This window comes from Reichenbachiella sp. MALMAid0571 (genome assembly GCF_040151475.1).
In the GTDB taxonomy this organism is placed as follows: Bacteria; Bacteroidota; Bacteroidia; order Cytophagales; family Cyclobacteriaceae; genus CAXBNB01.
In genome coordinates this window covers 162,160-183,569 of sequence record NZ_JBDKWG010000150.1, presented here as the reverse complement: position 1 = coordinate 183,569, position 21,410 = coordinate 162,160, and the positions used below count along the sequence as shown (strand labels likewise).

The window sequence follows — 21,410 nt, the reverse complement described above, 5'->3', positions numbered from 1 at the left end:
GTCAAATTTCTATCTTTACTCATGATGTCTAAGTGTGGTAACTCAAACATCATAAACTTTAGTGGAGAGTCAAATCTCCACTATTGTATTTTTCCAAGAAGATTAAATCTAATCACATTTTTAAGCGGATGTCACTAATTTTGAAGCATAAAAAATACGATTGCGTTTTAGGCAAAACATGTGTTGGCTCAAAACCCAGATTATTAGTTTGATATAATTAATAGCGGCTTCAATTTGACGCCACTATTTTGTTCTTTTATGCTTTCGCATCTACAAAGAATCACCAAAGCGGGAGAAACTGAAAGGGCTTTCTAAATCGTATTTATCTGAGATTTATTACAATCCATCTATCGTTTCACTTCTTCGAATGTAGAGGTTAAAAATCTCGGACCTCCCTCCCTTAACAATTTCTTAATTTATTGTGCATTTGGAAATTTGAGGACTTAATTTAAAAAAAGCATATCATTGCACAAGTAGGATATTCGATTCGAATTTTGCAATATCTGATAGCTGAACAAAAGACCATATAACAAGTATTTATTTTCCGCCCACAAACCCCTAATTGAATTACCTGTCATAAAATACTAACTTAGCACTTTACGTCATATCAAAAAATGATAAAGCAAGGAGACCTGGTGAAAATAGCAGAAGACGATGATGAGGTGGCATTCAAATCTTTGTTTGATTGGTATCATGGTAAACTTTATCAATTGGCCAGGTACTATACGCGTTCCAACGAAGTAGCTGAAGAAGTCGTTTCAGATGTTTTTATCAAAGTTTGGAAAAACCGGCATAAACTTTCCCAGCTCGAAAACCTTGAGTCTTATTTGTTCATTTCAACCAAAAACCAGTCATTGTCATTTTTGAGGTCAAATGAGAAGGCCCTGATGTTCCAATCTATCGATCAAAGTAATTTGAACATCAGGATTAACATGCCGGATTCCGAATCAAGCCTGATAAACCAGGAATTGTTAGCTCAATTAGAAGAGAGTGTTAGGAGGCTTCCGGAAAAAAGTGCGCTTGTTTATCATATGGTGAAGGACGACAATATGTCCTACAAGGAAGTAGCTGAAGCCTTAAATGTTTCAGTTAAGACAGTAGAGAAGCACATGGGTATTGCTTTGAAAAGGATAAGGTTGGATATCACCAAATATCTTGAATGCGAAGATATAAACCTGAAAAATTACAACATGGCGATTTTGATTGGGGTGCTTCTAAGTATTGGCTAGTTGGCTTCTCTATCTAACAAAAACATTTTTTATGGTTGAACTTTTCGCTTAAAAGAAGTTTGCATTTAAAATGCTATTGCCACTGTATTCCCTTTTTTCGATTAGACTACTTTGTCAAGTTGAAGCACGAGGGCTGAAACCTGATAGGTTTTTGTTCCTTAATTGGCGCAGGTTAGGCTTTCTGGTCATTAAACCTGTCAGGTTTTGGGCTGTTCTCAAATATGACAAGTAGCTTAATTTGATTTTTTTTTGATCCCATGGTAGGGTAGGTTTCAAATATTGCGTTCTTGATACTGAACGAATGAAACCAGAAAATGGAAAACATTGATGAAACCATTGCGCGCGTTCTGACCGGAAACCCGGAGAAAAATGATGTACAACGCCTTGAAGATTGGGCATCAGAATCAGAGACGAACCGGAAAACCTATCTTATACTGACGGAAAAATGGAAAAAAACCAATACTTCTATATCTCATAACCAATCACATAGGATCTACCAAAAGATCCAACAAGGAACCGGTGTGGCCAAGACTACAGAAAGGTTTGGTTGGTACAGATCCATTGGTAGGATAGCTGCTGCTGTTGCATTACTTGCAGGCTTGGGGTTACTGTTTTATTTCGTCCAGATGAAATACAAAACCCCTGGTACAGAGTTGGCCATCAGCCAGATAGTGAAGGAGAACCCCAGTGGAGTGAAATCCCAGGTCAAACTTCCCGATGGTACTCTAGTCTGGTTGAATGCAGCGAGTAGCATATCCTATCTTCCAAATTTTACTGACACCAATAGGCTGGTGAGTTTAAAAGGGGAGGCCTATTTTGAAGTGGTAAAAGACAAAGACCGGCCGTTTCGGGTGACATCTGATCAGGTAGTTACTACAGCTTTGGGTACATCTTTCAATATCAATGCGCATGAAAAGGACAAGATTAAAATATCCTTGACCACCGGAAAAGTGGACGTGCTCAACACAGGTAATAACGAACAGGTGGTACTTCACCCAGGGCAGCAGGCTACCACCGTGAGGTCAGGGTTTTCAGTGAGCTCCTTTGACAATGAAAAAGTTCTGGCCTGGAAAGACGGCACCATCTATTTTGATGATACCGGGTTTGACGAAATGATGACCACACTGGGGAGGTGGTACGGAGCAGAGTTTAGGGTGCAGAACTTATCTACCGAGCGCAAAAAATCTTTAAAAATTACAGGAAAATACCCGAATATGTCGCTTGAAAACATGCTGGATGTTTTGAGTTACTCGCAGGAATTTGAATATGAGATAAATGATAAAACCGTAACCATTAAATTTTAGGAAAATGAAGCAGATGAATTAGGCTGATACTAAACAACCTCGAATGCCAGGCATCCGAGGTGTACTTTTCTTTCCAGGATATCTCATCGTCCAAAATGCTTATCCGGGAAGACGTTGCAAAACTTACGTTTCACAAAAAAACAAAGATAATGAAATTAACATTACTCCGGTTATTCACAATGACCATAAAACTATTCACATATGGCTTGATATTTCAGGTTTTTTTTATGGGCTTTTTATCCGCTCATAGCGGAAAGGCACAACACAAGAAGGCAAGTGAAATTTTTATCGATCAGGTGGTCAATGGACTTACCATCAAAGAGACTTTTGACCTGATTGAGAACAGTTCAGAGTTGAAGTTGTCGTACGCCAGGAAAATCCTGGATCCCGAAATCCGCATCAATCTAGGCCGTAGCAAAAATATATCTGTTTACGATATCCTGATGGAAATTTCGAAGCAATCCAACCTCAAGTTCAGGCAGGTAAACAAAGTGGTTGGGGTTTCGGTTCTTCAAAAGAAGGATTTGGAAGGCAACATTAAACGTGTTGAAATTGCAGAGACAGTCCAAATATCTGGTAAGATCACGGATGAAAATGGCGAAGGACTACCCGGTGCATCCATTATTGAAAAAGGTACTGCTAATGGTACTACCACTGACTTAGAAGGGAATTACAAATTGAACATCAGCGAGGGGGCTAGTTTGGTATTGTCGTTTGTGGGTTACAAGACCCAGGAGATTGTGGTGGGTAACCAGGTGGTGTTGGATTTTCAGATGGAATTGGATGCCGAGCAGCTCAATGAGGTTGTAGTAATAGGCTATGGTACGACAAAGAAAAGTGATCTTACCGGTTCTGTTGCTCAAGCCAATTTGGAATCATTTAAAGAAGCTCCTAATACTAATATACTACAGTCGCTTCAGGGAACGATTCCCGGTTTAAATATTGGTCAGGTGACCCTTGCGGGGCAAGAGCCATCTATTTCTGTACGGGGAAGGACGTCCATTAATGGTAACTTAAATCCTTTAGTCGTCGTGGATGGGGCAATATACCGTGGCAACTTAAATGACCTTAATCCTTCGGATATTCAGTCCATTGATGTTTTAAAGGATGCAAGTAGTAAGGCTATCTATGGAGCCCAGGCTGCCAATGGAGTGATTTTAGTAACAACTGTAAAGGGCAGAAAGGAGACGGCTCCAAGTATCACGTATAATACTTATTATTCTTCACAAAGCCCTACAAAAGCTTATAGAACGATGAATAGAGAGGAAATTCTCCAGGCTGCAAGAGATATTGCATGGGATAACGGAGGGTATTTAGCACCGGATTTTACCCAACCGAATCCAAACTTTGATCCCCGGACATTTATTTCTCCCCAAACTCCGGTACAGGAAGGTTTTCATGAAGGAACTGATACAAATTGGTTTGACTTAATGACAAATAACGGGTTTATAAATAACCATCAACTTTCGGTTTCGGGTGGTAGTGAAACATCATCATACTTTATTTCGAGCAGTTACACCAAGCAAGAAAATTGGGTACTTAATGATGAATTTGATCGTACAACTGTTAGGATTAACTACGATACGAAGGTTACTCCCTGGTTGACAATTGGTGCCAGTACATTCGGGTCATTTTCTGATTTTTCAGGAGCAAGCCCTAGTATTGCTAATATATATTCAGCAGACCCTTTAACAAAACCAAGGGATGAAAACGGCGATTTGATTTTATTCCCCAATGGTACCAACACGCTTAACGGATTCGTTGTTGCAGAAGCACAGGATGAGGACATCAGAAACAATATTTCCGGTCTTTTTTATGGAGTTATTAATATTCCATGGGTAGAAGGGTTAACCTACAGGGTGAACTACAGCCACAACTACCGATGGTCTAACCACTTCAATTCTAATGGTCTTGCAAACGGGGGTATTGGAAACGCTTTCAAGACTCACTCTCAGGTTTACGACAAGTTGCTCGATCAGATTGTTGAATACAAAAAAGAGCTGGGCAAGCATAGCTTAGGTGTAACTTTGCTAGCAGGAAGAAACAAGATAGAAGCGGAATCTACAAGTGTTGCAGGCAGTGGGTTTGATAATGTTGGACTTGGATTTCATAGCATTCCACAGGCTAGTTTGCAAACGATAAGTTCAGATGGATATGAAGAAGCCTTTAGCTATCAAATGGCAAGATTAGCCTATGATTATCAAGATAAGTATTTTGTTACAGCAACAGTCAGAAGGGATGGGTTCAGCGGTTTTGCCAAGAATAAAAAATTCGGAATTTTTTCTTCAGTTGGTTTAGGTTGGGTGGCTTCAAAGGATTTTAATATGGACAACCTCTCAATTGACCACCTAAAACTTAGAGCAAGTTATGGAGAAACTGGTAACCTTACACAAAGATATCAGTCGCTAGCCCGGGTATCAACCGAATCGACTTCCCAATATGTTTTTGGAGATGGAGGAAGTACAGTTAACGGGCAAACACCCTCATCTTTGGCTAATCCTAACCTTAGCTGGGAAACTACGAAAGGGTTTAACATTGGTCTGGATTTTTCCATTTTGGATTATCGCATCAATGGTAATATTGATTATTATAGATCGACTACCAACGACTTATTATGGTTTCAAACACTTCCAGGTTTAACAGGCTTTACAGGTATCCAAACAAACCTTGGTGAAGTTGCTAATTCTGGCCTGGAAATTATACTTGACGCTCAAGTTTTAAAATCAAATCCGGAAGGGTTCAATTGGGATGTTAGGTTCAATTTTTCAACCAACAACAACAAGGTAGTTAGCTTATTAGGCCGTGATGCGGACGGAGACGGTAAAGAAGATGATCTTGTTGCATCTGGTTTATTTATTGATCAAGACTTGGGTACAATATTCAACTATGAAATAGATGGTATTTGGCAACTTGATAAACAAGATCAATTACCTCCCGGCTTTGGAGTAGGAACCTATAAAATAGTTGATACCGATGGCGATGGGGTAATATCTGCTGATGACAGGAGAATCCTGGGATCTACTTTGCCGGCCTATAGATTTGGGATACAAAATACATTAAGTTATAAGAATTTTAGCCTTAAATTATTCATCAACAGCATACAAGGAGGCAAGGATTCTTACCTTGGTCTGGAGCAACCAACTCTTGAGACTGACCAAGCAATAACCTTTAATAACCTGAGTGTAGTAGATTATTGGACTCCAGCTAACCCAGGTGCCCAATTCCGAAGGTTGGGAGCATCTACACCATTCAGCGAAAGTCAATATTTTTCTCGAAGTTTTGTCCGCTTACAGGATGTTTCACTGGCTTATAATTTTGATACTTCTCAGGCCTGGATGCAAAAAGTTGGAATCAAGAATTTGAAATTATACCTAAGTGGTAAAAACCTGATTACACTTACCGACTGGTTAGGTTGGGATCCGGAAACTGGTCAAAACCTTTCACGGTCAAACAATAGCCCTGTGATGAAATCCATAACAGCAGGCCTTGAAATCAAATTCTAAATAAAAGTAAAAAGATGAAAATTTTATCAAGACATATATACATAATAGCGCTCGTTCTGATATTCGTAAGTACCCTATCTTGCAACGAACAAGCCTTTTTGGAAGAAAAACCAGAGTCTTTTTTCGTACTGGAGACAGCCTATCAAAATTTTGAACAGTTTGAAAGCGCACTCTATGACCTATATGCACGACTAAGGGCAACTACCTATGGTGGAGGTGGTATCAGTGCCAATTGGGCAATGTTTCAATGGACAGGCACAGATGCATTTTACAACGGACGTTTCGACAACAGCACTAGCAGATTTGCAGATTACCAGCAGGTGTATATAGATGGGTTTGGCTATGTCAGTGATTTGTGGCGTAACTATTATAAAATTGTTACTAATGCTAATACACTACTGGACAGATTGCAAGGCTCGGAACTAACAGCCAATGAGAAGTCTCTTATTGAGGCAGAAGCGAAATTCTTCAGAGCTTTCGCTTACAGGTATCTGGTTTATCATTATGGCGGTGTACCCTTGGTTATCAACGAAATTACAGGACCGACGACAGATTTTACAAGGGCTTCCAAGCAAGACATTCTAAACCAAATGGTGACAGATTTTACGGATGCAGCTAATAATCTCCCCGGCATTACAGAGGTGCAGGATGGTCGTTTGCACAATCTTGTGGCACAGCATTATTTAGCAGAAACCCATATTGCTTTAGGGCAATGGAATGAAGCAATAACTGCCGCATCTGTTGTAATTAATGATCCGAATACTGGTTTAATGACCGAGCGCTTTGGTTCACTGGCTTCCGATGACCGTGGTAATCCTTATTGGGATCTTTTTAGATTAGGCAATCAAAATCGTTCTACTGGTAATACTGAGGCTATCTGGGTAGCACAAATGGAAACGGATATTCAAGGTGGCTTTTTGCTAACAGGCGGTGGTGCCGGAATTAATCCTTTTGAAGGATATCACGCTTCTCTTATATGGATACAGCTTGATCCTGATGGCAATCCTGCTACGCTTGGCCCAAGATCCACGTTTAACGTTGGTGGTCGTGGAATTAATCTTCTTAGCATGACAGAATGGGTAGAGCAGGAACTATGGGGTGCCGACTATGACATTGACGAGAGAAGCCTTAATATCAATTTATGGCGCGATTACTATTATGATAATCCTGAATCACCTTACTTTATGGAGAGCTTTGCGGATTTTCCACCTGAACCTACACATCCGTTTGCCATTCAGCCTTACCTTACTAAAGTGACAGTGGCGGGGCAACATCCAGAAAGTTTATACGCAAATAAAGAAACATTAGTGCTATCATCAGGGGCTGGTTCTACTTATCGAGATCAGTATTATGTGAGACTACCTGAGACTTATCTGCTCCGTGCCGAAGCTTATGTTGGCTTGGGAGACAATAGCAGTGCAGCAGCAGATGTGAATGTTATAAGAGCCAGATCAAGTGCTACACTGGCTTTAGCATCCGAGGTAGATTTAGATTATATTCTGGATGAACGTGTGCGTGAACTGAGTCTCGAAGAGCCAAGAAGATTAACATTGCACAGAACCGGGAAGCTGGTTGAACGAGTACGTGCGCATAATCCGTTCAATGCTGATGATATTCAGGATCACCATAGTCTAATGCCTATACCATTATCTGATATTGAAGCTAATATTGATGCAGTATTAGAACAAAACCCAGGTTACGGCGGAGCGAACTAAACTTTTTTCTTAGAATTGATGAATAAGCTATCATAGATATTTGAATATTTGTGATAGCTTATTAAAAAAACCAGGTAATGAAGTATAATCACAGAATCGTTATGAGGGTTTTAGATTGGAGCAAAAGGCCAACTAAAATTGTTTAATTGATTCCATCTGCTTTCAACCCATTTTTGTTTCTGTCATGGCCATAGAAGGGTGGAACAGGTTTTGATTTCCGGGCCTGGTGATAACAATAACATTTTCTCAGCTTTGATGACCTGTAACTTTTCCGGGAAAAAGCTGTCCCTCAAAATGAATGTCAAAGATACAAAACAACTGATTTTACTTATGTAATGGCAAATGTTACGTCGAACCCAGGTTAAAAGACTAACAGAAATGTTGTTTGATTAGAAAAATACCATTCCTGAAGGTGCTTATATCAATGAACAGGTGAGGGATTAAAGCCCTAAAAGATTATTTTGTGGTCTCAAACATTCCGCAAATTGAAAAAGTATATTTCAATCATCTTCCTTTTTACGTCCAATGCTATTTATTGCCAGCAAAATGGTGAAATCCTGAGTTCGAAAGACCTTGGTTTTCTTCAAGGCTTAACAATGGATGTTTTGGAAAGTTCGCGGATTTATCCGGATCAAGAAATAGCAAGCACAGGTGATCAGAATAAAACCGGGGGAGTCCTTATCAGGCCAGGTGGCAGGAGTGCTTACCCATCATTCTGGATTAGAGATTACGCCATGTCTCTGGATTGTGGATTCATAACTGAAAATGAGCAGAAACATATGCTGTTTCTTACAGCCGCTACTCAATGTGATCAGTCATGGATTACCAGTGGGGGGAGCTTGGTTCCAGTGGGAGCTATTGCTGATCATATTAGAATTGATGACAGTTTGCCTATTTACTTTCCAGGAACCTACAGCTATGAAGGTCAGGGTGTCAGTAGATGGGGAAGGACTCCACCTTATGGAGATCAATTCTTTTTTATTCACATGGCATATTTTTATTCTAAATAAAATTGTCTGTAAATGATTATCAGATATATTGAAACCAGCACTTGGTAGAACAAGGTATATTCAGTTTATTTGCAGACGTTCTTATTTTTAATTAGTTACTTATCAAGAAAGGTGGAGGGATTTGGCCCTGAGAAACCTTAGCAACCCTCATCATTAGTATTTGAGCAGGTGCTACTTCCAATCCTTCTAAGAACAGGGATAGATGAGTTGAAATGGATTTGACCCTTTATCAAAAGAATATATCCCTTTTAGCTCTGCTGGAAGGGATTTTTTATTTTATGTGAATTGGTGTTAAAAAGGTTTAAATAGTGTGAAAATGAAAAGAATTAATCTGGGTGTATTTGGTTTTGGCTGTGTTGGTACTGGTCTGTGGTATGTATTGCAAGAAACCAACAATGAGTACACCAACATCAAAAAGATATGCATTAAAAATGCCAACAAGAAAAGGAATATCGATCAGAGCTATTTCACTACAGACAAGCACGAGCTTTTAGACGACTCGGATATTGATGTCATTGTAGAATTGATAGACGATGCAGAGGCTGCATTTGACATTGTGAAAGAAGCAATGGAAAAAGGAAAGGCCGTGATTTCGGCCAATAAAAAAATGATCTCTGAAAACTTACAGACCTTAGTTGATTTACAGAAAAAATACAATGTGCCATTTCTGTATGAAGGCTCTTCTTGTGCCAGTATTCCTATCATTAGAAACCTGGAAGAGTATTATGACAATGATATGCTCACGTCAGTATCCGGTATATTCAACGGATCCACCAATTACATTCTATCAAAAATGATAGATGAAGGACTGGATTATGACGTGGTATTGAAAGAAGCTCAGGACATTGGGTTTGCGGAAACTGATCCCAGCCTGGATGTGGAAGGTATTGATGCAAAGCACAAATTGGTAATCATTATTTTTCACGCTTTTGGACTCATTTCAAAGCCAGAAGATGTGTTCAGTTATGGAATTACCAAAATCAATCCTTTCGATATCAAATTTGCCAAAAATCATGGGTTGAATATAAAGTTAATTGCCAAGTGCAAGAAAATTGAGGATCATATTGAAGCTTATGTTATTCCATCTTTTGTAGATGACAATTCTACTCTCTCATTTACAAAAAATGAGTACAATGCGGTGATTCTGGAAAGTGCATTTTCCGAGAATCAATTGCTTTATGGGAAAGGAGCCGGAGACAAGCCTACAGGATCGGCAGTACTTTCTGACATTTCTGCACTCAACTATTCCTACAAATATGAATACAAAAAGTATGAGAGGTTTCACAAAAAACTAAAACTGACCAGAGACTCAGAATTGAAGGTATATGTCCGATACAGCAATGGAACGTCTCCGGACTTCAATGATTTCGAACATATAGCTGAAAAGTACTACAGCGAAAATGACAATTACATTACCGGAACAATCAAGCTTTCAAAATTGGAAAATGCAAATTGGAAAAACGAGCAAGATATAAGCGTAATCGCTTATAATTAATAATTTACAGTTTCAATGTTAACTAACTGCGCAACAAAGAGTTATAAAATGCAGTAATTCGAACAATATCTCTCATTTTATCTGTCTTCAAGCGATTGGACTTGATGTAATTTTTCACCTTATTGGGGTTTTCTTTCATGATATCCAACAGATCATTTTTTTTCCCAGTACTGTATTCATTCATTTTTCCCTTCTGATCAATAAAGAAATAGGTGTAAGTCAGTTTTTCTCGGGATAGACTTGGACCATTGTAATACGACTGGTTGTATGGATCTGATACCATGATGATCTTCTCTTTTACAAGCAAAGTCAGGGGGCCTTCATATAATACTTCGAACAATGATTGAGTTTTGTAGTCCAGTTTTACCTGATATGGTAATGAATAAAACTGTCTGTAATTGTTAACCGTCTTATCAAATATTTCAAAATACAGAATTTTCTTGCTGCTGAAAGTCTGCACCTGATCTTTATTTACAATAACCTGGACTATATCCGTGTCCATGTCATACTTGACTAAACCCCGAACAGTATCTTCTTTCGCAGTAACCAAATAACCTTCATGCCATATTCTGGAAGGGAATTCCTGAGCCTGAGCGGTACTGAAATAAATTGTTAATAATAGTAGTGTAGTATATTTAATTAGCCTCTTCATTCTTTAGAATGTTATGTCCCATTTTATCTCTCTTGGTCTCAAGATATTTTTGATTATGTTGATTTGGAACAATTTCTATTGGTATGTTCTGAACAATTTCCAAACCATATCCCATTAATCCAACACGTTTTTTTGGATTATTTGTTAGTAATTTTATTTTTTTAATCCCTAAATCATGAATGATTTGAGCTCCAACACCATAGTCACGCTGATCCATATCAAAGCCTAATTTCAAATTAGCTTCTACTGTATCCAAGCCTTCTTCCTGCAATTTATAAGCCCTCAACTTATTGATTAAGCCAATTCCTCTCCCTTCCTGATTCATGTATAATACCACGCCTTTGCCTTCTTTTTCCACCATTTTCATAGCACTGTGTAACTGACTACCACAATCACACCGGCAGGAGCCAAATATATCTCCGGTGACACAAGATGAATGCACCCTTACCATTACAGGTTCGTTTTCCTCCCACTCTCCTTTTATCAAAGCCAGATGTGTTTCTCCAGTGTTAATTTGCTTGTAGGCCACCAAATCGAAGTTTCCAAATTCAGTAGGCATTTTTACATCAATTTGTCTTTCGATCAAAGATTCCTTTTCCATTCGATAGGCAATCAAATCTTTGATAGAAATCAATTTTAGATTGAACTGGTCTGCCACTTTTCTCAGGTCAGGCAAACGAGCCATAGTACCATCTTCATTCAGTATTTCAACCAAAACACCAGCAGGATACATTCCAGCCAATCTCGCCAGGTCTATAGCAGCTTCAGTATGTCCGGATCTTCTAAGCACTCCACCAGCCTTGGCTTTTAATGGAAAAATATGACCGGGTCTTCCAAATTCTTCCGGTTTAATATCCGGATTTACCAATGCTTTAATGGTTTTTGAACGATCACTTGCCGAAATACCGGTCGTAGCACCATACCCCTTCAAATCAATAGACACAGTAAAGGGAGTTTCGTGAAGTGCTGTATTTTCTCCCACCATTAGTTTCAACCCCAATTCATCACACCTTTCTTCGATGAGCGGTGCACATATTAATCCACGGCCATGAGTAGCCATAAAGTTCACTATTTCCGGTGTGATGCTCTCTGCTGCACATATAAAATCTCCTTCATTTTCTCTGTCTTCATCATCCACCACAATAACTACTTCTCCCCTTTTTATTGCTTCTATCGCCTCTGATATTTCGTCTAACATTCTTCTATTATTTATGATAATATTTGTTCTATATTTTAAATAGTAACATACAGCTACTCTCTCTCATTTCGATGTAACAACAATACCTAAAATTTCGGCTATTGACACTTCATATTTCTTTAAATTTCGCTGAACCATTAAAATTTCGTTCGTTTCTTTTTCATCTTTGGAAGCCTTCAATTTATCCATGTTTTCATGACTCAGCTTTTGTACTATTCTCAGTTTCAACCTTAAAATGTTCGTATAAGTTGCATTTTTCAATACATCTTTTTCATTGGGTACAATTATTTTATACTTATCCTTCCATTGCGGGCTGAGTTCGTACCGTTCGGTCATCAAATCTACAGCTACTGATTTTAATTCCGTTTCAACAGAGTCTAAAAGATAATTGGCATCTATGATTACTCCATCAATCAATTTCTCTTTAAAAAGGTCAAATATTCTTTTATAAACGGGAGTTTCAAATTCCAGGTCTTCAGATTCAGATATGAAATATTCTATAAGGTGTAATTCCTGTTCTTCACTCCCCCTGATCAACTCCATACCATAGTTGAGTAATATCCTGATACTTTCTCTTTCCTGCTTGTAAATGGCATCAGACCTGTCTGTTTTTTCATCCTTTTCCTGAATAAAAGCTTCTGGAACAAGCTCAGCCCTTTCTTCTTTTTTTACAACATCACGACGTTTGTTAATCAAAAGCTTATTTAGCTCATTGATCAAAACAGTTTCTTCAATATTTAGCAGATTGCTACATTCCTGCAAATAAACCGACCTTTTAATTGGGTCAGGTATTAAAGAAATGCTCTGAACTATTTCCCTGATAGACTCTGCTTTTTTGATCGGGTCATTTTTGCCCTCTGCTATAAAAACGGAAGCCTTGAAAGCGATGAAATCCTTAGCATTGTCATCAAGATATTGTTTAAACCCTTCAGGCCCCAGACTCTTAGAGTAACTGTCAGGATCTTCACCTTCCGGAAACGGAACAGCTTTGACATTTAGCCCTCCTTCCAAAATCATATCAATACCTCTCATTGATGCTTTCAACCCTGCCTTATCTCCGTCGAACAATACTGTAATATTATCGCTGAAGCGTTTTATCAGCTTTATCTGATCGTCAGTAAGTGATGTACCTGAAGATGCGACTACATTGTGAATACCAGCCTGATGCAATGAAATAACATCAGTATATCCTTCCACCAAGTAGCAATTATCTTCATTGCGAATGGTGTTTTTAGCTTGAAAAATACCATAAAGAATATTGCTCTTATGATACAAATCCGTTTCCGGACTATTGATATATTTGGGTTGGTTTTTGTCGTTTTTTAGTATTCTGGCACCAAAAGCAATTACCTTTCCAGTGATATTGTGAATAGGAAAAATGACTCTGCTGCGAAAACGGTCATATTGTTTTTCCTCTTTGACAATTTTGAGCCCTGCTTGTTCCAGAAAATCCTGATTGTGACCATTTTCCTTGGCACTTTTAATCAAACCATCCCATTGGTCAAAAGCATATCCCAGATCAAACTTATCAATAGTTTCCTCACTAAAACCTCTTTCTTTAAAGTATGAAAGTCCGATACTTTTACCTTCATCCGAATTGTGAAGGTTGTTTTTGTAATAGTCTTTGGCGAAATTAAGAATTATAAAGAGGCTCTCTCTGAGGTTCTGTTCTTCAATGAAATTGTCAGGCATTTCATCCTCTTCAATGGTAATGCCATACTTTTGAGCAAGATATTTAAGTGCCTCTATATAACTAAGGCCATCTACTTCCTGTAGAAAGCTTATCGAATCACCACCTTTACCGGAGCTAAAACATTTATAAATTCCTTTTGAAGGTGAAACCACAAAAGAAGGAGTCTTTTCATTTGTGAAGGGACTAAGAGCTTTGTAGCTGCTACCACTTTTTTTCAGGCGAACAAAGTCATTGACAACTTCATAAATATCCATTCTGGATTTTATTTCATCAATGGTGGCCTGATTGATCATAGAGGGTTTATTGAATTTCAGATCGCATACTGCGCCTTTGCATGAGCAAATCTAAAACTTATTTTAATTCTAAGTATTGGTTTAACCAATAGGATTTTTGACACTCAGTTTTTCATTATTTAAAAGTATAGATTCAATACACTAATTGTGCACCTTTTACTATTATTCGAACAAATAAACCTTTTGTTCGAGAGGACGTATATCTTTGCATTGCCCATTAGGGTATTTCTTTTGTACTATTTTCTAACATTACAACAATTTGTTCTAAAAATTCAATCCAATGAAAAAAATCATCCTATTTACCCTTTTCGCTTTGTCAACTGTTTTGACAGAGTCGTTCGCTCAAACAACTCCTAAGAAAGAGTTTACTGTAAAATTGTCTGAAACGGATATCAGTATTTTGCCTGGAAAAACACAGATAATTGATGTTACCATCAACCGATCTAAATCTTATAGTAAAACCCAAATAGATTTGTCTATAAGCAGCACACTACCGGAAGGAATTTCTATCAGTTTTAAAGATGGCACTGATCCATTGACACAAAAACAAATGATAGTAACTGCCAGTGAAGATGCGATGGGTATATCTAAAACATTGGTACTGAATGCAAAAAGCAGTAGAGCAACAAAGGGTGTGATGTTTAAGTTGAAAACCAGTGAAACAATAATTTCTAACAACTAACCCCTACCCTTCTTAAGGGTTACATGATACAGTTTATGCCTGATGATTGAGTGATTTTTTCACTTAGTCATCAGGCATTTTCATGACAAATGATCTATATATTATTGATCAATGAGAGTTGATAATCTTTGTTTTCTTCATAATTTTATGTCCATTTTGAACATAATATCATGAATAAATCACTCACATTAATTGTCTTTCTTGTACTATCACAGCAGGCTTTTTCTCAATTCTCCATTTCAGGTGAAATCAGGCCAAGATATGAGTTTAGAAATGGGTATCAGTCTTTATCTCAAAACTCCAGTCAATTCGGATCTTTTACAGATCAAAGAACAAGAATCAATTTTGACTTTAAAAATAATGATTACATATTCAGGGTAGTGATGCAAGACGTCCGTACATGGGGCAGTCAGTCTCAATTAGTAAACAATGATGGTTCACTCACTTCCATACATGAAGCATGGGCAGAAGTATTGTTCACTAGTAAATACTCACTCAGGGCAGGAAGACAAGAGATAGTTTACGATGATCACAGGATTTTTGGTAATGTAGGTTGGGCACAACAAGCCAGGAGCCACGACGCTGCTGTTGCAAAGTACAAAACTGATAACTTTAAATTAGAAATGGGTTTTGCCTTCAATCAGGATCGTCCAAACTCAACAGACACCTATTATTCAGTGTCTAACAGTTATAAAGCCTTTCAATACATCTGGGCACATCATGCCCGGGGTGATTTCAAAGGCAGCTTCCTTTTTTTAAATAACGGAATTCAGGCAGGCACACCTACTAACTATAGAACCGTTTATAGTCAAACTACAGGGGTTCATTTTGAATATAAAAAAAATGCCATCTCTTCTTCAATTAATTTATATCATCAATCAGGTGAACATTCGGATGGATCAGACATTAATGCAAACCTGATAGGACTTGATGTCGATTATAAAACAGGAGTAAAAACTTCAGTATTTGTTGGCTATGAAATGATGTCAGGGAATGATCAGGTAGGCCCGGGAAATAAAAACAAAGCATTCACACCATTTTACGGTACCAACCACAAATTCAACGGTTATATGGATTACTTTTACGTAGGTAATCACATCAATAGTGTAGGTCTAAGCGATATTTACTTTGGAGCTAAAACAGCCATTTCAAAAATGAATCTTTACGGGGCACTCCATATTTTTGCAAGCACGGGAAAAGTAAGCAGTGGTTCATTTCCAAACACAATGAGTAAGGCATTGGGTGAGGAAGTGGATCTTTCCCTTTCGTATAAAGTCAAAAATGATGTGGTGCTACAATGTGGTTACTCTCAAATGTTTGCCACAGATACAATGGAAGCACTAAAAGGAGGAAATAAGAATAAAATCAACAACTGGGCATGGGTGATGATCACTTTCAAACCTTTATTTTTTCAAAGCAAATCAGAAAAAAATGAATAAAGGAAGTATGACTTCTTACATCAATTCTAATTTCTGATAAAACTTGGTAGTTTAGCGGTAATTATTGAACATATTGCAGGCTACACCCACACAAAATATCACCAACCTAAAAGACTCTAACACTTTTGAAAGTGTATTTAGAGCCTATTATAGCCAGCTAGCAGCTTTTGCTTATCAGTATGTTTCAAACTCAGACCTTGCAGAGGAAATAGTTCAGGAGATGTTTGGCAACCTATGGGAAAAAGCTGATAATATCACAATTAAAACATCGCTAAAATCTTACCTGTACGGGTCTGTGCGAAATGCTTGCTTAAACCACTTAAAGCATCAAAAGGTAAAAAAGCAACACGAAGAATATGAAAAAGGAAAAAGTGATTATCACGAAATTGATTACCTGGAATTGGATGAACTACAGGATAAAATTGATGAAGCATTGAACAAACTCCCTGCAAAATGCAGAGAGATTTTTGAACTGAGCAGGTTTGAAGAAATGAAGTACAAAGAAATAGCTCAAGAACTCAACATTTCGATCAAAACAGTAGAATCACAAATGGGACGAGCGTTGAAAGTAATGAGAGATACATTAGGGAAGTATTTACCAGGCTTTATACCCTGGCTATTGTACTTTCAAAAATATATTTAAGGGTAAAAACGAAGATGGCTGTCAAGCTTATACAGTATAAATGAAAGAAGAAAACCAACATAGCATATCAGAGGAACTCATGTTCAGGTATTTCTCGGGAGATGTTACTCCTGAAGAAGTGTCTGCTATTAAAAATTGGTCTGCCCTTTCTTCTGAAAATCAAAAATTACTAGATGACACAGGGATTTTTTATACTGATGTAGAGGCATTAAGCTACCTGAAAAAGAATAAGCAGGCATTTGATACAGATAATGCATGGGAAAAAGTGAAATTTAAAAATAACATCAAAGGCCATGACAAAAGGAAAACGATAAAGCTACCTGTTTCTACTTTGAAATATGCGGCAGGCCTGGCTATTTTGCTGATGGGTATTTGGTTCTTCATACAAAAAGACAATGAAAATATCATTTCGGTAACTGCACAAGATCAGGTTGTTGAAAAGCTACTTTCAGAAGGCAGCAAAATCACTTTAAACAAGAACAGCAGTATTTCCTACCCTGATAAATTTAATAAGAATCAAAGAACTGTTTCTCTAAAAGGAGAAGCGTACTTTGAAGTACAATCCAATCCAAATCAGCCTTTTGTCATAAGCACACAAAACACTACTATCAAAGTGTTGGGTACTTCTTTCAATGTAAGTTCGGAAGAAGCATCAGATAGTATTGTTGTCACAGTAGATACCGGAATGGTGCTTTTTGCTGCCAACGATCAGCAAGAAAAACTGACACCAGGATCGATAGGAATTTACCTTAAAAGTAAAGATCTGCTTTATCGAAAAAACACCCCTAAAACCATCACTCATGACTTTTGGCGTACTAAAACCCTGACCTTTAGTAGTGTTAGTTTGGGTGAAGCAATTGATGCTATTGAAAAGACATACAATACTAATATCCAGCTATCTGACACAAAGCTCAATTCCTGCAAAATATCTGTGGTATTTCAAGATGAAGAATTGGAAAATGTATTGGACGTAATTGCAGCTACGCTACATCTGGAGGTTGAGAATCAAAGCGGACAATACATTTTAACAGGTAATGGATGTGATTAATTCCGTAAAAAGTATTTCTATCTCATGTTTGCTTTATGGGCTGGTATTTTCCTTATTGATACACACTTCGAGCAACGCTCAACAGTCTAAAAATCAATCAATTTCAATCAATTTTGAAAATGTAAATACCATACAGGCTCTTGAGCAAATTAGTGCCATATCTGACTTCAACCTTTCTTACAATCCGGATGTTATTCAGGTACATCAAAACATCAACAAATCATATTCAAATACTCCGATTGAGCTGGTGTTGAATGACCTTTTAGGAAACCAGATAGAACTAAAATACAGAGGAAGTTATATCATCATACAAAGAGTACAACCTGCAATTCAAACTAAAAACAAGTTCAAAATTGCCGGAGACATTAAGGATGCTGAAACCGGAGAGACCATAAAAGGTGTAACTGTATATGAAGTTAATAAACTGAACTCCACTCTATCCGACGACAGGGGAAATTTTGAATTGTCCGTCTCTGCCAAATCAGACTATGTCACATTTGCTGTGAGCCGGGCAAATTATAAAGACACTATTATCCGGGTTCCCAAAGAGTTGAATTTCAACCGAGAATTGTATCTAAACCCTGTTACGGACAAACCTGAAAAGAAAATCACCTTTTTTAAAGACGTAGAAGCCAAACTCAAAGAAATAGAAACCAAAAAGCTGGTACAGTTTTTTACAAGTAAAAAAGAAAGGGAAAATTCTAAAAATATTGGACTAATTGAAGAAAAGGATTTTCAGTTTTCTTTTATCCCATCTATCGGAACAAATATGCAGATGGGTGGACAAATTAAAAACAGGTATTCATTTAACCTGCTTGCAGGATACTCTTATGGCCTTTCTGTTTTTGAGCTTGGAGGATTGTACAATATTGATAGAAAAGAAGTAGCCGGACTTCAGATTGCAGGGTTTGGAAATGCAGTTGGAGAAATAGTAAAAGGAACGCAGGTTGCAGGTTTTATCAATACAAATAAATCTTACACTGCCGGTATGCAACTATCCGGATTTCTCAACGTGGTTGCTGATGATATGAAGGGCATACAATTGTCCGGTTTCAACAACATCTCTGAAAACACTACTGGCAGTCAAATCACAGGATTCATAAATATATCTTCAAAAAAAATGCAAGGCCTGCAATTAGCGGGGTTCACTAATATAGCAGCCGACTTAGAAGGTGCTCAGATTTCAGGATTTTACAATAAAGCCAAAGAAATGGACGGATTTCAATTGGCGGGATTCGTAAATCATGCTAAAACAGTTAAAGGCATCCAACTTTCTGTAGTCAATATTGCTGACTCTGTAGCATCCGGAGCAACCATTGGACTATTCAATTTTGTAAAAAAAGGCCTGCACCAGCTATCATTGAGCCACAATGATGTCACAGATGTAAACCTGGAATTTAGAGGAGGTTCCAATGCGTTTTATAGCATCCTTTCATCGGGCATTCAAATCAGAGAAGATTACATCTGGTCTTACGGATTAGGCTTTGGACGTCAATACAAAATAGTCAAGAGCTTCTTTTCAAATATTGAACTTTCGTCTCACGTACTCTCCTCTAAGTCAAGCTCATTTGAAAACATGAATTTATTGAACAAACTAAACTTAAATTTTGGTTACCAGTTTGCTCCTCACCTCTCTCTTAATATGGGTCCAACGCTCAACATATACGTAAGTAATGCCCTGAATGAAGATACTCAGGAATATGGTTATGACATTGTTAAAAATCCTGTTTTTAGTAAAAAATACGACAGTAGTGGGCTATCAATCTGGCTGGGATACTCTGCCTCATTAAAATTCTAATTTTTCTTCAATCTGTTTGTAGGGGTAAAAACGCACTTTGTTTTCTGGTTTTTGATATACAACAATTAAAAGTTTCAAAAACAAAAGGTATGAAAACGAAAATTATCATAGGACTAATTACCATTCTCAATCTTTCTACGGCATTTGCTGAAACCATCAAAAGAAAAGACGAGGATGAAAAATCAAAAGAACGCTTATTTCAAGCTACTGTAATACCGGGATTCGGAACCAGTAATGGTGCAGCCGAAATGTACCAAAACAAACTGTCTTTCAATTTATTCGCAGGTTCGGAATATAGTTTTGAAGGATTTGAAATGGGAGGTTTCTACAATGTGGATAAGAGTGATATCACTGGAGTACAAATTGCAGGGTTTGGCAATTCAGCCGGAGGATCTGCTATTGGATTGCAACTTGGAGGGTTCAACAACATAGTAAAAGGAGAACTGACAGGAGCTCAAATTAGCGGTTTTTTAAATTATGCAGGCGACAGTACAAAAGGCTGGCAACTTTCAGGATTTACTAATATTTCTAAAGGAAATATCAAAGGCTCTCAAATATCAGGATTTGCAAATATTAGCACAGAAGACATCAAAGGAGCACAGATATCCGGTTTTGTAAATGTTTCCAACAACTCAAAAGGCCTTCAAATGGCAGGGTTTGTTAACAAATCCAATGAAATAAATGGGATGCAATGGTCTGGCTTTTTAAACAAAGCAAAAACCGTAAAAGGTGTTCAGGTGGGAATAATAAACATTGCTGACTCGGTAAAGTCTGGTGCCACTATTGGCCTTATCAACATAGTAAAATCCGGGTTGGTGCAATTTGCTACTGAGAATAATGATGTCACAGATGTCAATTTGGTTTTCAGGTCAGGCACAAAAACATTATACACCATCCTATCTGCGGGTGTCGAAACAAAAGAAGAATTTATCTGGTCTTATGGAGTTGGCCTGGGCACTCAGCATAATTTTAATAATAATGTTTTTGGGAATATTGAACTATCATCTCATGCCATTAACACCAGTGAAGGTCACTCAGACGATCTCAATTTACTCAACCGTTTCAATCTAAACATTGGTTATCAAATAGCCAGAAAATTATCTCTTAATGCTGGCCCTGTATTAAACATCTATGTAACCCGTGTCGTTGACCCTGAGACTAAAAAATACGGTACTGTAGGATTGGCCGAAAAGACCTTTTTCAACAAAACATACTCCGGTACAAATTTAAAAATGTGGATTGGATATTCTGTTTCATTAAAATTTTAACCGAATTCAAATAGAGTTGCCATTTTATAATTATTGATTTTTTATGGCAACTCTTTATTCAAGCATTACGTATGAAAATTTGTACATATGATTAATTTATCATATATTTGGAGCGGATTATTTATATCACATGGAAGCAATAGCAATAAACAGTGAAAAAATGGAAAAGGTGGCCTTCATATTGAAGACTATAGGTCACCCTGTTAGGTTAGGTATTATTAGCCTATTGGCTGACACTGAGGCGCTATCTGTAAGCGACATTTGTGACAAATTGAATATTGAGCAATCCCTTATTTCGCATCACTTAAATAATATGAAACTCAAAGGTATCCTCAGCAACAGACGGGAAGGAAAATGTATCCTCTATTCTTTGAAATTAAAAGAAGTACTGACGGTTGTTGACTGTATGGCTAAATGTAATATGTAACTTTTTTTGAATT

The 21,410-nt window shown here is 37.6% G+C and carries 16 protein-coding genes and 1 riboswitch; of the genes, 13 read left to right on the top strand and 3 right to left on the bottom strand.

Features of this window, described 5'->3' with window-relative positions; genetic code table 11:
* Window positions 1-614 precede the first annotated feature (614 nt).
* The 6 genes from AAOP42_RS22030 (at window position 615) to AAOP42_RS22005 (ending at window position 10,256) form a co-directional block, all read left to right on the top strand.
* A complete protein-coding gene (locus AAOP42_RS22030; protein WP_349530756.1) occupies window positions 615-1,229 on the top strand; it encodes an RNA polymerase sigma-70 factor in 615 nt (204 codons plus the stop codon).
* Window positions 1,230-1,543: 314 nt separating this feature from the next.
* On the top strand, window positions 1,544-2,533 hold the full coding sequence (locus tag AAOP42_RS22025) for a FecR family protein (protein WP_349530755.1): 990 nt from the start codon (window positions 1,544-1,546) through the stop codon (window positions 2,531-2,533).
* Window positions 2,534-2,682: 149 nt separating this feature from the next.
* Window positions 2,683-6,036, top strand: coding sequence for a SusC/RagA family TonB-linked outer membrane protein (locus AAOP42_RS22020; protein WP_349530754.1), 3,354 nt, complete (start codon window positions 2,683-2,685; stop codon window positions 6,034-6,036).
* 14 nt (window positions 6,037-6,050) lie between these two features.
* Window positions 6,051-7,751: a RagB/SusD family nutrient uptake outer membrane protein gene (locus AAOP42_RS22015; RefSeq protein WP_349530753.1), complete on the top strand. Its 1,701-nt coding sequence runs from the start codon at window positions 6,051-6,053 to the stop codon at window positions 7,749-7,751.
* Between the two features lie 485 nt (window positions 7,752-8,236).
* Complete coding sequence (locus tag AAOP42_RS22010; RefSeq protein WP_349530752.1) at window positions 8,237-8,761, top strand: hypothetical protein; 525 nt, start codon at window positions 8,237-8,239, stop codon at window positions 8,759-8,761.
* Between the two features lie 96 nt (window positions 8,762-8,857).
* Window positions 8,858-8,970, top strand: a riboswitch (SAM riboswitch).
* Between the two features lie 107 nt (window positions 8,971-9,077).
* The gene (locus AAOP42_RS22005; RefSeq protein WP_349530751.1) at window positions 9,078-10,256 is read left to right on the top strand and encodes a homoserine dehydrogenase; all 1,179 of its coding nucleotides are present in this window, start codon (window positions 9,078-9,080) and stop codon (window positions 10,254-10,256) included.
* Window positions 10,257-10,278: 22 nt separating this feature from the next.
* On the opposite strand, the gene AAOP42_RS22000 is transcribed toward AAOP42_RS22005, so the two are convergent.
* The 3 genes from AAOP42_RS22000 to dnaG form a co-directional block, all read right to left on the bottom strand.
* The gene (locus AAOP42_RS22000; protein WP_349530750.1) at window positions 10,279-10,908 is read right to left on the bottom strand and encodes a hypothetical protein; all 630 of its coding nucleotides are present in this window, start codon (window positions 10,906-10,908) and stop codon (window positions 10,279-10,281) included.
* A complete protein-coding gene (locus AAOP42_RS21995; protein WP_349530749.1) occupies window positions 10,892-12,106 on the bottom strand; it encodes a bifunctional 3,4-dihydroxy-2-butanone-4-phosphate synthase/GTP cyclohydrolase II in 1,215 nt (404 codons plus the stop codon). The genes AAOP42_RS22000 and AAOP42_RS21995 overlap by 17 nt, the downstream gene beginning before the upstream one ends.
* Before the next feature lie 63 nt (window positions 12,107-12,169).
* On the bottom strand, window positions 12,170-14,092 hold the full coding sequence (gene dnaG / locus AAOP42_RS21990; RefSeq protein WP_349530748.1) for a DNA primase: 1,923 nt from the start codon (window positions 14,090-14,092) through the stop codon (window positions 12,170-12,172).
* Between the two features lie 280 nt (window positions 14,093-14,372).
* On the opposite strand from dnaG, the gene AAOP42_RS21985 reads away from it, so the two are divergent.
* From AAOP42_RS21985 to AAOP42_RS21955, 7 genes are all read left to right on the top strand, one after another.
* Entirely contained in the window at window positions 14,373-14,774 is a 402-nt protein-coding gene (locus AAOP42_RS21985) for a hypothetical protein (RefSeq protein WP_349530747.1), read from the top strand.
* A 170-nt stretch (window positions 14,775-14,944) separates the two neighbouring features.
* Complete coding sequence (locus tag AAOP42_RS21980) at window positions 14,945-16,213, top strand: alginate export family protein (protein ID WP_349530746.1); 1,269 nt, start codon at window positions 14,945-14,947, stop codon at window positions 16,211-16,213.
* A 64-nt stretch (window positions 16,214-16,277) separates the two neighbouring features.
* On the top strand, window positions 16,278-16,856 hold the full coding sequence (locus tag AAOP42_RS21975) for an RNA polymerase sigma-70 factor (RefSeq protein ID WP_349530745.1): 579 nt from the start codon (window positions 16,278-16,280) through the stop codon (window positions 16,854-16,856).
* 40 nt (window positions 16,857-16,896) lie between these two features.
* Entirely contained in the window at window positions 16,897-17,904 is a 1,008-nt protein-coding gene (locus AAOP42_RS21970) for a FecR family protein (RefSeq protein WP_349530744.1), read from the top strand.
* Window positions 17,891-19,702, top strand: a complete 1,812-nt coding sequence (locus tag AAOP42_RS21965; RefSeq protein WP_349530743.1) for a carboxypeptidase-like regulatory domain-containing protein — start codon at window positions 17,891-17,893, stop codon at window positions 19,700-19,702. The genes AAOP42_RS21970 and AAOP42_RS21965 overlap by 14 nt, the downstream gene beginning before the upstream one ends.
* An 89-nt stretch (window positions 19,703-19,791) precedes the next feature.
* Window positions 19,792-20,970 carry a hypothetical protein gene (locus AAOP42_RS21960; protein WP_349530742.1) on the top strand — a complete coding sequence of 393 codons (1,179 nt, stop codon included), beginning with the start codon at window positions 19,792-19,794 and terminating at the stop codon, window positions 20,968-20,970.
* 130 nt (window positions 20,971-21,100) lie between these two features.
* Window positions 21,101-21,397 carry an ArsR/SmtB family transcription factor gene (locus AAOP42_RS21955; protein ID WP_349530741.1) on the top strand — a complete coding sequence of 99 codons (297 nt, stop codon included), beginning with the start codon at window positions 21,101-21,103 and terminating at the stop codon, window positions 21,395-21,397.
* Window positions 21,398-21,410: the final 13 nt, after the last annotated feature.

What these genes read in the sequence shown, in the direction of transcription:
- AAOP42_RS21995 (WP_349530749.1), bottom strand. Translation starts at nt 12,106, where the DNA reads ATGTTAGACGAAATATCAGAGGCGATAGAAGCAATAAAAAGGGGAGAA.
- AAOP42_RS21955 (WP_349530741.1), top strand. Translation starts at nt 21,101, where the DNA reads ATGGAAGCAATAGCAATAAACAGTGAAAAAATGGAAAAGGTGGCCTTC.
- AAOP42_RS22015 (WP_349530753.1), top strand. Translation starts at nt 6,051, where the DNA reads ATGAAAATTTTATCAAGACATATATACATAATAGCGCTCGTTCTGATA.
- dnaG (WP_349530748.1), bottom strand. Translation starts at nt 14,092, where the DNA reads ATGATCAATCAGGCCACCATTGATGAAATAAAATCCAGAATGGATATT.
- AAOP42_RS21965 (WP_349530743.1), top strand. Translation starts at nt 17,891, where the DNA reads ATGGATGTGATTAATTCCGTAAAAAGTATTTCTATCTCATGTTTGCTT.
- AAOP42_RS22025 (WP_349530755.1), top strand. Translation starts at nt 1,544, where the DNA reads ATGGAAAACATTGATGAAACCATTGCGCGCGTTCTGACCGGAAACCCG.
- AAOP42_RS21970 (WP_349530744.1), top strand. Translation starts at nt 16,897, where the DNA reads ATGAAAGAAGAAAACCAACATAGCATATCAGAGGAACTCATGTTCAGG.
- AAOP42_RS22020 (WP_349530754.1), top strand. Translation starts at nt 2,683, where the DNA reads ATGAAATTAACATTACTCCGGTTATTCACAATGACCATAAAACTATTC.
- AAOP42_RS21980 (WP_349530746.1), top strand. Translation starts at nt 14,945, where the DNA reads ATGAATAAATCACTCACATTAATTGTCTTTCTTGTACTATCACAGCAG.
- AAOP42_RS21960 (WP_349530742.1), top strand. Translation starts at nt 19,792, where the DNA reads ATGAAAACGAAAATTATCATAGGACTAATTACCATTCTCAATCTTTCT.
- AAOP42_RS22030 (WP_349530756.1), top strand. Translation starts at nt 615, where the DNA reads ATGATAAAGCAAGGAGACCTGGTGAAAATAGCAGAAGACGATGATGAG.
- AAOP42_RS22000 (WP_349530750.1), bottom strand. Translation starts at nt 10,908, where the DNA reads ATGAAGAGGCTAATTAAATATACTACACTACTATTATTAACAATTTAT.
- AAOP42_RS21985 (WP_349530747.1), top strand. Translation starts at nt 14,373, where the DNA reads ATGAAAAAAATCATCCTATTTACCCTTTTCGCTTTGTCAACTGTTTTG.
- AAOP42_RS22005 (WP_349530751.1), top strand. Translation starts at nt 9,078, where the DNA reads ATGAAAAGAATTAATCTGGGTGTATTTGGTTTTGGCTGTGTTGGTACT.